Raw genomic sequence first — 12,828 nt, forward strand, 5'->3', positions numbered from 1 at the left:
AGTTTACCTACGAACGGTAAACTTCTTTTTTATTATTATACTTCTATTACTCTATTTATTTTTTGTAATGGTTTATAACCATGTGCTTCAAATGCTTTTGCAAATTCATTTGATACGGCATTTCCGTATAAATCTTTTGCAGCTTGTACGATGTGGGATTGGAGTGATTCAAAATCTTCAGCTGAAGTTGCGTAATTTTGCAATGTACGCATAACAACTTTACTTACTTTTTCGTTGCCTTGTTTTTGAACAGCAACATTGTTATATGTTTTACCTTCAGCTAATTGATATAATACGTGGCTGATGATACCAGAATTTACGTGAGACTCTTGATCATTTCCATCGTTATAAAAATCTTGTAAGTTTGTATATAATTTATGACCACCGTCACCAATTTCTCCCGGGATGTCACGGATTGTTAGGCCACCTAGTGTATCACCCATAATCCAGTTTCCCTTATCTTTCTTTACATAATATTCGATTTGCGTGCCCCAAAAATCTGCTAATCCCTCGTTTAACGCAGATGTTTCAGCGCTTGGATATCTCACAATTTTATTCTTTGTCGTACCGCTGAATACAGCATGTCCAAATTCATGGGCTGTTACATCAAGGGCTGAAGTGAGCTTTCCGTTTAAACCATCACCAAATACCATTTGATTCCAAGCAGGGTGCCAAAATGCATTTATATAATCTTCTTTTACACCATCACTAACTTCAGTAGAATCAAAACCGTGTACACTAGCAATAACTTTTGAATCTTTATTATCGTAACTTTTTAGATTATGCTCTTTTTTGAAGTAGTCATAAATATCGCTCATATTCTTCATAGCACCCGCTGCTTCTTTATCTGCAAAGTTAGGGGTGCTACTTGAAACTAGTGTCCCTGGATAACCAGCTTGACTATATCCGCCGAGAGAGTCCGCGTAGTTTGCATTATAAATATATATGCCAGTTCCGCGTGATAGATCAGCTAAATAAAATTTTCCGTCAGTCCCTTTCGCGATATTGAAAGAGATGTTTTCTTGAAGTGCGTTTTTCCCGGTTCCTTGCTCACTTGCGAGGGATAGTCTAGGTGATGTTACTTGATTTATAGTTTTATTCTCTTTATTTTTAATGAATTTTTCTTGGAAAAGTACCTCGCCAGTTTTTAAATCAAGGATTGCATTACCGTTTATAATTTGTTCATTGTTTTCGTAAGTAAAGGTAATAACAGTTGCAAATGTGTAATATCCATCTTTTTTCTTATAAACAACGGTTTCGTTGGTGAATTCTGTCTCAGTCGCATCGCTTGGAATTTGAAGTATATCGCGTAATTTAGATTTTACTTCATTTTTCGACAAAAAATTTGTTATAGTAAGATTAGGTTGTTGGTCTAAATTTTGGACAACTTTACCACTAACAGTTGTAATTACTCCATTTTTATCTACGTTTACAATAAGATCTTGACCATATACTTTATAGTTTTTGTAAGTTTGTGCAAGGCGAACTTCGGTTTGATTTTCTTTTGTTTCTTTATTTGTAGGTTGAAAATCAACATTTTTTTCAGTTGTAACTTGCTCTTGTTGAGCTTTAGCCCCGTTTACCTCACCTTTTAAATATTTTTTAGCAATATTCTCTTTCGTATCATTTTGAGGTTCTGTTAATTTTCCGATTGTTAAACCAGGCTGAGCAATTTCAACTTTCACTTCATTTTTGTTTAATTCTTGGGCATGAATAGCTTCTGTGGATAAAGGACAAAGGAGACCGAATGTAACGAATGCACTAGCAAGTTTTCTATAATTCATCTATAACACTCCTAATCTATTGTATGTGAGATGAATTGTATGAAACATTTGCCAGATTTTATATATATTATGCATTATTTCATATCAAAAATTGTCGAATTCACATTATTGTAGTGGTATGACAACTCAAAAAATTAGATTGTTATAATGGGATGGTGAGTAAGTATGCACGCAGAAAAATTAGGAATTGAAATTAAGAAAATTAGGGCGATGAGAGGATTAACACAAAAACAGTTATCCGAGAACATATGTCATCAATCAGAAGTGAGTAGAATTGAATCGGGTGCGGTATACCCAAGTATGGATATATTGCAAGGTATAGCAGCAAAATTACAAGTTCCCATTATTCATTTTTATGAGGTACTCATTTATTCTGATATTGAGAGGAATAAGCAGTTAAAAGATCGAATTATTATGCTTTGTAAGCAAAAAAAATATAAAGAAATTTATAATAGGGTATGGAATGAACTGAAAAAGGAAGAATATCATCCTGAGCTTCAGCAATTTCTTCAATGGCAATATCATGTAGCAGCTTACGTATTGAAAAAAATTGATTACGAATATTGTATTTTAGAATTAAAGAAATTGCTCAATCAACAATTGGCAGGAATAGATGTATATCAGAATCTTTATATTGAAAACGCAATTGCAAACATTTATGCTGAAAATGGCTATTTGAAGAAGGCTATTGAGTTATTTGAAAATATATTAAAACAGTTAGAGACATTGCATGATAATAAAGAATTTGATGTAAAGGTGAGACATAATCATGCAAAAGCATTATACTCAGATAATCAATACGAAGAAGCGCTTTGCCACGCAAATAAAGCTATTGAACTATCGTGTCAAATTAATAGTATGACATTGATTGGACAGCTATACTTTCGAAAAGGTGAATGCCTAGCAAAGCTAGGGTCTGATAGAGCAGAAATTGAAGATGCTTACGAAAAGGCATGCTTCTTTTTTGATATGTTAGGAAACCACGCATTAAAAGAATCACTTATGAAAAAAATGAAAAAATAAAAAAGACCTAAAAAACAAATATGCATAATTGCATAAAATGTGGATAAATTTTCATGATATATTTAAAGAAAAAATGCAGGTGATGGAATATGAAGAAACTGCTTATTGGTAGTCTATTAACGTTAGCGATGGCATGGGGTATTTCATTAGGAGATATAGCATTAGAGAAAAGCCAAATAATTTCTCATAATGATCAAGAGGTACAATTAGCTCAAGAGGTACCTTATGAGTACTAAAAAACAACCGTCTTACTTAGGCGGTTGTTTTTTTATGGAGTAACATCCAAACGTCTTTACTAGAAACAGGTTTGCTAATAAAGAATCCTTGAATGTGGTCACAGTTTTGTTCATATAGAAATTTCCATTGTTCTTCTGTTTCTACACCTTCTGCAATAACTTCTAAATTTAATTCTTTTGATAGTGTAATAATGGAAGAGATAATAGCTTCCTCTAAAGGACTTGTTGTAATTCCACAAATAAATTCTCGAGCAATTTTTAATGTGTTGATTGGGTATTTTGTTAAATAAGCTAAAGAACTATAACCAGTTCCAAAGTCATCTATTGAAATTTGAATACCGAGATTTTGAAGCTGCTCTAGCTTTGCAACTACAGATTGATTTTGGTTAATAGCGATACTTTCTGTAATTTCAATATCTAGTGCTTCCGGTTTTAGTTCTGTTTCTTTCAACACCTTTGAAATAGTTGGGATTAAATCTGTATGGTTGAATTGAACAACAGATAAATTCACACCAACTTTTAAGTGAGAAAAACCTTGATTATGCCATCTTTTTGCTTCTGAGCAGGCAGTACGTAAAATCCAATTTCCAAGTTCAATAATAAATCCTGTTTCCTCTGCTAGAGGAATAAATTGGGCAGGAGATACGATACCGAGTTTTGGATGTTTCCAACGAATTAACGCTTCAAAACCGATAATTTGTTTTGTTTTTGTGCTTACTTGTGGTTGGTATTCAAGGAAAAATTCATTTTGTTGTAATGCTTTTGAAAGTTCACCTTCTAAGAACTCAATCTCATTTTGTGCAATACTCATTTCTTTCGAGAAGAAAACAAATCTGTTTTTTCCATTTGCTTTCGCACGATACATAGCTAAATCGGCATTTTTCATTAATTCAGTTACATCGGTTCCGTAATCAGGATACATTGCAATGCCGATACTCGGTGTAACAGATAGTTCTTCATCTTTAATGAAGAATGGTTTGTTTAAAATAGTTAAAATCTGTTCAGCTATAAAAGCCGCACTTTTTTCTGAGTACATATCTGGTAATAGAATTGTAAACTCATCTCCGCCTTGGCGGGCAACGATATCTTTTGAACGCAAACATCCGCGTAACCTTTTTGCTACTTCAATTAGTAATAAGTCTCCGACATCATGACCGAGTCGATCGTTAATTTTTTTAAATCGATCTAAATCAAGAAACATGACGGCAACATCATTTGCGCTAGTTTGAGCTGTATTTAAAATAGTCTTTAAATCTTTTTCGAATTTGCGGCGATTTGGTAATCCAGTAAGTGCATCATGAAATGCCAAATGTTCTACTTGTTTTTGTTTTTCATATAAAGTTGTAATATCACGCGCTATCCCAAACATCCCAACAACTTCTTTATTTATAAAAGTAGGTATGAGTGTAATGTGAAGGTAATAGTAATAGCCTTCTTGTTCTTTCGTACGAACCTCTAAAGTTTGTGGTCTACCTTCTTTTGTTATTTGTAACGCCCTTTTTAGTAAATCATGATCTTTTGGATCAATAAAGTGCAGAAGGGAATAGCTTGCTACTTCACAATAGTAAGCAGTAAATAAGCTTTCACAAGCTGTGTTAGATTGCTGAAAAATACCATGCATATTTAAAGAGAAAACGGCATCAGGATGATCTTCAAATAAAGATTTATAACGTTGTTCACTTTTTGATAACGCAGAAGCACCTTCTTCAACTTCATCTTCTAGTTGTGTAGTCAGCTGTTCATATGTATCAATTAAGACTTTATTATCTTTCCACATGTAAAGTTGTCGCAAGAATAATAAAATAAGTGATAATACAAGACCAATTAACATGAATTTATCATCCCAAGGCTGAATGATAATAAAGGAAAAAGTAATGATTATACTAAAATAAGGCAATATAAAGCGTACATAATCAAATCGATAATATTTCGTTTTTGTTTCATGTTGCATTGGCTTATCTAAAATGTATAGTATGGACGATAAACCAATTAATAAAATCGAAGCAGTATGTATTAAATAAGAGAATTCAGCAGAAGTTTTTATTCCTGTGTTTAACTGGAATAGCTGTATATATCCGTATACAAGAATGATAGTAAAGCCAATAATTAATGAAATTCTACTAGAAGAATATTGTTCTCTTCTATATAGGCTAATAACGGCGTAAATGACTAATGATTGTGCAATAAAATATCCAATTAAAACCCACGTATCCTTTGTTAACGTATGAAAGCTTGAAAGATCTAAAATAAAGGTTAAGGTAAAATAAATATTCATAATAACGATAAAGATACTATCGAATGAAAATTGAGCAAGGCCTCTAATAGAGTAATGTTTTATGAACTTTATAGCAAATCCAGAAAAGAGTAAAATATATTGTATGATGAAGAAAGGTAGTGCCTCATAAGAGAATAGGACTTGATCGCATATAGAAAGTGAATGAAGGAATAAAGTTATCTCCATAGCCAATCCACATAGGCAAGTACATAATAATAACACCCAAAATAATTTATCACCACGCTTCATTTTTTTAATTGCTTTATAGGAACAATAACAAGAAAAGATTGCGGCAAAACAAAATAAGAAAAGGATTCCAATTTCTTTTATGTTCCACTCATTTGGAATAAGGAATATCCAAAGAGAAAATACAATTATATACATCATGACAAATTGTACATATTTTTTTTGATTAATCATATGATGACTCCGTTTCAATAAAGTTGAATCGCAGGATGAAAATGCTAATTTAAATAATATCATATAAAATAGGAACTTTTTTACTATAAGAATTACTTTTTGAAAAAAACAACGCAACATGACAATTTACCATTGTAATGTTGCGCCATTTATTCTTTTGATTCCTTTTATAGAAGAAAGCTCACTTATTAATTGTAACATTGCTAAATCTTTCTGTTTACTTTCAATCATAATATCAAAATTATAATTAATTTTTTTTGCAATGTGTAAAAAGGGCTTAATAAATTCTAAATTAATATAATCTGCATGAGCCCTAAATTCTTTTTCTGATTTAGGAGAGGAAATATGAACTTTAGGTGGGATATTTGTATGTGACCAAGTTTCAAAAATTGCAGGAAGTAATTCTTCTAGTGATTCTTCGCAAAGATTAGCCATGTGATGATGATAATCAAATACGAAAGGGATCTTTTCTTTTTGGCAAATTGATAAAGTTTCAGCAGTTGTATATGTTTTATCATCATTTTCTAGAGTCATTTGTTTTTTTATATGTGCAGGAAGTTTTTTTATGTTTTCATGGAAGCGTCCAACTGCTGCTTCTTTATTTCCGTAGGCACCACCTACATGAATGTTAATGTAAGAAGAATCTGCAATTCCTATCGCATGTAATACTTTATAATGATAGGTCATATCCGTAACTGCATTAGTTGTAATATGCGGCTTATCGCTTGTGAATAATGTAAATTGATTTGGGTGAAAACTTACTCGTAAATTGTGCTCTTGAATTAACGACCCTATTTTACGCCAAAGCGGCATGAATGCTCCAATATAATCAAATTCAACTTCAGGGTGTGTTGCAAGTGGAACGATGGAAGAAGAAAGACGATATAATGGGATTTCATGTGCGATATTGTAATGAAGGATACGTATTGTATGTTCTAAATTTTGCCTTGTAACATCGTACAGTTTATCCTCTCGCTCTTGTTTATTGAGTTTTTTAAAAGTTGTAAATGTCATCGTTTTAGCAGGAGAACAGTCCCACAATGCCATTGCATGTGAGACGTATCCAAACCGCATAATCATAAGGAATACACCTCTTTTATTCATCACCTTTCTTATAAGAAGAAAGCAAGTATCGTTCCTATCCATTCCTTTCCTCTATCTATAAGGGAAAGCGGGCTAACATCGTCATAGGAAAGGAATGACGCATTTTTTAAATCTTCATGGAATTTATTTTTTACCACCTGTATGAAGTACCTATCATATAAGAGGCAGTTGATTTCATGGTTACTATATAAACTTCTCATATCAAAGTTTGCAGTTCCAACATCGCAAATATCATCGTCGACTATAATAACTTTAGCGTGAAAAAAACCTTGTTGAAATGCGTAAATATTGCAACCAGCCCGTATTAACTTTCGGCAGTACGGGAATTTCGCTTCTCGAACGAGGGCATGATCAGCCTTTTCTGGAACGAGAATTGTTATTTGGACCCCTCTTTCTCGTGCTTTTAATAGAGCGTTCATAATTTTTTTGCCAGGAATGAAATATGGTGTACCGATAAAAAGTTCCTTTTTCGCACTTTTAATTAAATGTAAAAAGGTATGTTGTAAATAGGCACCATCAGTTGGAATGAATTGATGTAGGATGGTACCAGGTTCCTGTTTCGGAAAATAAAGAGGAGCATCCAATAAATTTTGGTTCGTATCATCCAACCAGTCATGTAAAAATTGTTTTTGTAAATCCTGAACGCCTTCTCCTGTAAGACGTAAATGATAGTCTCGCCATAATCCTAATTGCTCATTATGTCCCAAATATTCCTCGCCGATATTAAATCCCCCAATATAACTAATTTTCCCGTCAATCACTGTAATTTTTCTATGATTGCGTTGATTGGCAGAAAAGAAAGGGAAAGGGAATTTGACTTTATGACAAAAAGAAAAAGAGACACCATGTTTTTGTAGGGAACGAATTGCTTCATTTGATAAATAATGGCTACCAAATCGATCAAGTAACAGTCTTACTTCAATGCCTTCTTTTGCCTTATCAATAAGTAACTTTAAAAATTCACGACTTATCTTATCATTTTTTACAATGAAGAATAAAACGTGAATGTGGTGCTGGGCTTGTTTTATATCAGTAAATAAAGCATCGTATAGATCTTTCCCATATGTATAAAGGTGAAAATCACTTTGACGTAAAGGGAAAGTACGGGAACGCACACGTTTTAAATGAAGAAGTCTCCCATATGAAAGGTCAATTGTGATCCAAAGAGTAACGCATATGAATAAGAGAGAGAAATAGAACATGAGTGAAGTCCCTCCTTTGCATTCTTTTCACCTTCAGTGTGTTACAAATGATAAGGGGAGTAAGAATGCTACCAAAAATTTAACTAGAAGATAGCACGGTTTGTTCATTAAAATTTCATCTTATCCCGCTTTAACGGGCAGTAAGACAATCGCCTCAAAATCCGCTGAATACGAGGAAGCTAGGTTGAAATCAACTGCCCGTAAAAGCCCGATTGGTTTAACTAATATTTAGTGTGGAATGGACAGTCCCCACTGATTAAAGTTTCACTTTATAGTTTCACCCAAATAAACAGGTTTATTAAAAAATATGTTGTTGTATAACAAAAAACTGTTGACTGAATGCTCACTCATTATATAATGAAGGTAGGGGATAAAATTCAGAAAATTATATGTTTTTGAAGATTCTAAAAAAGAAAGAAGGCTTACAAAGAGAGGGGTAGCATAAAAATGAATAGCTTACTGATCATTAATTGGCTGGCTGCCATTGCTGTTATTGCTTATGCGGGATATTTGTTTGTATATCTTATACGAACGAGAATGGCCTACATACAATTAGGAAAAAAGATTGAATTTGACCGTCGCTTCAAAGAACGTTGGGATCTTCTTAAGGTCAATGTTTTCGGTCAGAAAAAGCTGCTGAAAGATAAAAAGAGCGGCATTATTCACGTTATGTTTTTTTACGGATTTATTCTTGTCCAATTTGGAGCAATTGACTTCGTTTGGAAAGGACTCGCACCAGGATCGCATCTTCCACTTGGACCACTATACCCTGCATTTACATTCTTCCAGGAAATTGTCACACTCGTTATATTAATCGCAGTCTTTTGGGCTTTTCATAGACGTTATGTTGAGAAGCTAGTTCGTTTGAAACGTAATTTTAAATCAGGCCTTGTTCTTATCTTTATCGGTGGTTTAATGATTTCTGTACTACTTGGTAATGGGATGGGAATTATATGGCACGGCGAGGAACTTTCATGGAGTGAACCGATCGCTTCTGCAATCGCTTACGTTTTCTCGGGAATAAATGAAACCGTAGCCATTTCAGTGTTCTATTTTTCTTGGTGGGTGCATCTACTAATTTTGTTAACATTTTTAGTCTATGTTCCACAATCAAAACATGCACATTTAATTGCTGGACCAGCTAACGTTTTCTTCGGTCGTCTCTCAAATCCAGGGAAGCTTGAAAAGATTGACTTTGAAGATGAAACGCAAGAAACATTTGGTGTTGGTAAAATTGAAGACTTTAGACAAAATCAGCTTATTGATTTATACGCTTGCGTAGAGTGTGGGCGCTGTACAAATATGTGTCCGGCAACAGGAACAGGAAAAATGTTATCACCGATGGATTTAATTTTAAAACTTCGGGATCATTTAACTGATAAAGGAGCGGCGGTAACATCGAAAGCACCTTGGGTTCCAGTAGTTGCTTTTAATAATACACAAGGAAATCAATTAGCGATGATGGCAGCTGGAAAAGGGCAGCAAGAATCAGCAGCTACAGCGCTAGCTTACGATCCGAGTTTAATCGGAGATGTTATTACAGAAGAAGAGATTTGGGCTTGTACAACGTGCCGTAACTGTGAAGATCAGTGTCCGGTTATGAATGAGCATGTTGACAAAATTATTGATTTACGCCGCTATCTTGTTTTAACAGAAGGAAAGATGGATGCGGAAGCGCAGCGTGCGATGACGAATATCGAGCGTCAAGGGAATCCTTGGGGTCTGAACCGTAAAGAGCGTGAAACATGGCGCCAAGGTGATGATGAAGTAACAGTTCCGACTGTAAAAGAAAAATCAAAAGCTGGCGAGGAGTTCGAATATTTATTCTGGGTTGGTTCGATGGGATCATACGACAATCGTAGTCAGAAGATTGCGATATCGTTTGCGAAGTTAATGAACGAAGCAGGCGTCTCATTCGCGATTCTTGGTAATAAAGAAAAGAACTCTGGAGATACACCGCGTCGCCTTGGAAATGAGTTCGTATTCCAAGAGATGGCAACAAAGAATATCGAAGAATTTGAAAAAGCAGGAGTGAAGAAAATCGTTACGATTGATCCTCACGCTTATAATACATTCAAAAATGAGTATCCAGACTTTGGCTTACAAGCAGAAGTCTATCATCATACAGAATTGTTAGCTCAGTGGGTGAAAGAAGGACTCTTAAAACCTGTTCACGCTATTGAGGAGACAGTTACGTACCATGATTCCTGTTATTTAGGACGATACAACGAAGTGTACGAAGCACCGCGCGATATTTTGAAAGCAATTCCTGGTGTGAATCTTGTAGAAATGGCACGTAACCGTGAAACAGGAATGTGCTGTGGCGCAGGTGGTGGCTTAATGTGGATGGAGGAGACAACGGGTTCTCGTATTAACGTTGCTCGTACAGAACAAGCACTAGCTGTGCAACCATCCATTATCGGTACAGGTTGTCCGTATTGCTTAACGATGATTAGTGATGGGACGAAAGCGAAGGAAGTAGAAGAGAAAGTTCAAACACTTGATGTAACAGAGATTTTAGAACGATCTGTTATCGGACAGAAGAAAGAAGCAATGTAGTTTGTAAGCATGTATACAACTTTAGAAAGAGGTGCAATTATTGCACCTCTTCTCAACGCAAGGATACCGAGCGAGCGCTCGGTACTAAAAAAGAAACGGGGGAAAGAAACATGAATAAAACAGTTATTTTAAGTGCTGCAAGAACACCGGTTGGAAAATTTGGAGGATCTTTAAAAGATGTGAAGGCAACAGAACTTGGAGGAATTGCAATTAAAGCAGCGCTTGAAAGAGCAGATGTTTCTGCTAGTGATGTTGAAGAAGTTATATTTGGAACGGTTATTCAAGGTGGACAGGGGCAAATTCCATCTCGTCAAGCTGCGAGAGCTGCTGGAATCCCTTGGGAAGTGCAGACGGAAACAGTAAATAAAGTTTGTGCATCGGGACTTCGTGCGGTTACGTTAGCAGATCAAATTATTCGTACTGGTGATCAATCACTTATTGTAGCTGGTGGAATGGAATCGATGAGTAACAGTCCTTACATTTTACGAGGTGCAAGATGGGGATACAGAATGGGTAACAACGAAGTTATCGATTTAAATGTTGCAGATGGTTTAACATGCGCATTTTCAGGCATACACATGGGCGTTTATGGCGGCGAAGTTGCGAAGGAAGACGGAATCTCTCGCGAAGCCCAAGATGAATGGGCATATCGTAGTCATCAGCGTGCGGTTTCAGCGCATAAAGAAGGGCGCTTTGAAGAGGAAATTGTACCAGTAACAATTCCGCAAAGAAAAGGCGATCCTATTGTTGTTGCTAAAGATGAGGCGCCGCGTGAAGATACAACAATTGAAAAGTTAGCGAAATTAAAACCTGTATTTGATAAGACATCATCAGTAACAGCTGGTAACGCTCCAGGACTGAATGATGGCGGTGCTGCACTTGTATTAATGAGCGAGGACAGAGCGAAGCAAGAAGGAAGAAAGCCTTTGGCGACGATTTTAGCACATACGGCAATCGCGGTCGAATCAAAAGATTTCCCAAGAACGCCAGGTTATGCAATTAACGAATTATTGAAAAAGACCGGCAAGACAATTGAAGACATCGATTTATTCGAGATTAATGAAGCGTTTGCGGCAGTAGCAATTGCGAGTACAGAGATTGCAGGTATTGACCCAGAAAAATTGAATGTAAATGGCGGCGCGGTAGCAATGGGACACCCAATTGGAGCAAGCGGAGCGCGTATTATCGTTACACTTATCCATGCACTGAAGCAGCGCGGCGGCGGAATTGGAATTGCTTCGATTTGTAGCGGTGGCGGTCAAGGTGATGCAGTTATGATTGAGGTTCATTAATTTACGGCGAGAAAACGATTCATTTATTACAGACTTATATTAAGGGGGAAGAAAGAATGGGTGTACAAAAAATAGTTGTAATTGGTGCGGGACAAATGGGATCGGGAATTGCGCAAGTATGTGCAATGGCAGGATATGATGTGAAGATTCAAGATTTAAAACAAGAGCAATTAGATAGAGGGTTAGCTATCATTACGAAAAACTTAGTGCGTCAAGTAGAAAAAGGACGCATGAAGGAAGAAGAGAAAGAGGAAACGTTAAATCGTCTTACAGTAACTCTTGATTTAGATTGTGTGAAAGAAGCTGATCTTGTTATTGAAGCAGCTGTTGAGAAAATGGATATTAAAAAGAAAATATTTGCGAATTTAGATGAAATTGCTCCAGATCATACAATTTTAGCAACGAATACGTCATCTCTTCCAATTACTGAAATTGCAGCGGTAACGAAACGCCCAGAAAAAGTAATCGGTATGCACTTTATGAATCCAGTTCCCGTTATGAAGCTCGTTGAAATTATTCGTGGTTTAGCTACAGATGATACAGTTTATGAAACGATTGAAGATATTACGAAAAAAATCGGAAAAGTGCCAGTTGAAGTAAATGATTTCCCGGGATTTGTATCGAATCGTATTTTATTACCGATGATTAACGAAGCAATTTATACGTTATATGAAGGTGTAGCGACGAAAGAAGCGATTGATGAAGTAATGAAACTTGGTATGAATCATCCAATGGGGCCTCTGACACTAGCTGATTTTATCGGTTTAGATACGTGTTTATACATTATGGAAGTGTTGCATGAAGGATTAGGAGATAGTAAATATCGCCCATGTCCATTACTACGTAAGTACGTAAATGCAGGATGGTTAGGGCGTAAAACGGGCCGTGGTTTCTACGTTTATGAGTAAATCCCTCCTTGTATAGAGTAGTGGT

8 protein-coding genes and 1 pseudogene are annotated in these 12,828 nt (G+C 35.6%); 5 read left to right on the top strand and 4 right to left on the bottom strand.

Going from position 1 to position 12,828, the window contains the following annotated elements; genetic code table 11:
• Positions 1-35 precede the first annotated feature (35 nt).
• On the bottom strand, positions 36-1,784 hold the full coding sequence (locus ACS2MN_RS22240) for a M4 family metallopeptidase (protein WP_001109519.1): 1,749 nt from the start codon (positions 1,782-1,784) through the stop codon (positions 36-38).
• 165 nt (positions 1,785-1,949) lie between these two features.
• Here ACS2MN_RS22240 and ACS2MN_RS22245 point away from each other — a divergent pair, with 165 nt between their 5' ends.
• Both ACS2MN_RS22245 and papR read left to right on the top strand, forming a co-directional pair.
• The gene (locus ACS2MN_RS22245) at positions 1,950-2,807 is read left to right on the top strand and encodes a helix-turn-helix domain-containing protein (protein ID WP_000542896.1); all 858 of its coding nucleotides are present in this window, start codon (positions 1,950-1,952) and stop codon (positions 2,805-2,807) included.
• Between the two features lie 89 nt (positions 2,808-2,896).
• Entirely contained in the window at positions 2,897-3,043 is a 147-nt protein-coding gene (gene papR, locus ACS2MN_RS22250) for a quorum-sensing peptide PapR (protein WP_000734723.1), read from the top strand.
• Between the two features lie 16 nt (positions 3,044-3,059).
• Here the strand turns inward: papR and ACS2MN_RS22255 are convergent, their stop codons facing one another.
• From ACS2MN_RS22255 to cls, 3 genes are all read right to left on the bottom strand, one after another.
• The gene (locus ACS2MN_RS22255) at positions 3,060-5,738 is read right to left on the bottom strand and encodes a DUF4084 domain-containing protein (protein ID WP_000609942.1); all 2,679 of its coding nucleotides are present in this window, start codon (positions 5,736-5,738) and stop codon (positions 3,060-3,062) included.
• A gap of 126 nt (positions 5,739-5,864) precedes the next feature.
• The gene (uvsE, locus tag ACS2MN_RS22260) at positions 5,865-6,818 is read right to left on the bottom strand and encodes a UV DNA damage repair endonuclease UvsE (RefSeq protein WP_140154198.1); all 954 of its coding nucleotides are present in this window, start codon (positions 6,816-6,818) and stop codon (positions 5,865-5,867) included.
• A 32-nt stretch (positions 6,819-6,850) separates the two neighbouring features.
• On the bottom strand, positions 6,851-8,044 hold the full coding sequence (cls, locus tag ACS2MN_RS22265) for a cardiolipin synthase (protein ID WP_000499185.1): 1,194 nt from the start codon (positions 8,042-8,044) through the stop codon (positions 6,851-6,853).
• 447 nt (positions 8,045-8,491) lie between these two features.
• On the opposite strand from cls, the gene ACS2MN_RS22270 reads away from it, so the two are divergent.
• From ACS2MN_RS22270 to ACS2MN_RS22280, 3 genes and pseudogenes are all read left to right on the top strand, one after another.
• Positions 8,492-10,603, top strand: coding sequence for a heterodisulfide reductase-related iron-sulfur binding cluster (locus ACS2MN_RS22270; protein ID WP_001086767.1), 2,112 nt, complete (start codon positions 8,492-8,494; stop codon positions 10,601-10,603).
• Between the two features lie 9 nt (positions 10,604-10,612).
• Positions 10,613-11,895: pseudogene (locus ACS2MN_RS22275) on the top strand (acetyl-CoA C-acetyltransferase).
• Positions 11,896-11,951: 56 nt separating this feature from the next.
• Positions 11,952-12,803 carry a 3-hydroxybutyryl-CoA dehydrogenase gene (locus tag ACS2MN_RS22280; RefSeq protein WP_000538855.1) on the top strand — a complete coding sequence of 284 codons (852 nt, stop codon included), beginning with the start codon at positions 11,952-11,954 and terminating at the stop codon, positions 12,801-12,803.
• Positions 12,804-12,828: the final 25 nt, after the last annotated feature.

This window comes from Bacillus cereus group sp. BceL062 (assembly GCF_051780025.1).
In the GTDB taxonomy this organism is placed as follows: domain Bacteria; phylum Bacillota; class Bacilli; order Bacillales; family Bacillaceae_G; genus Bacillus_A; species Bacillus_A toyonensis.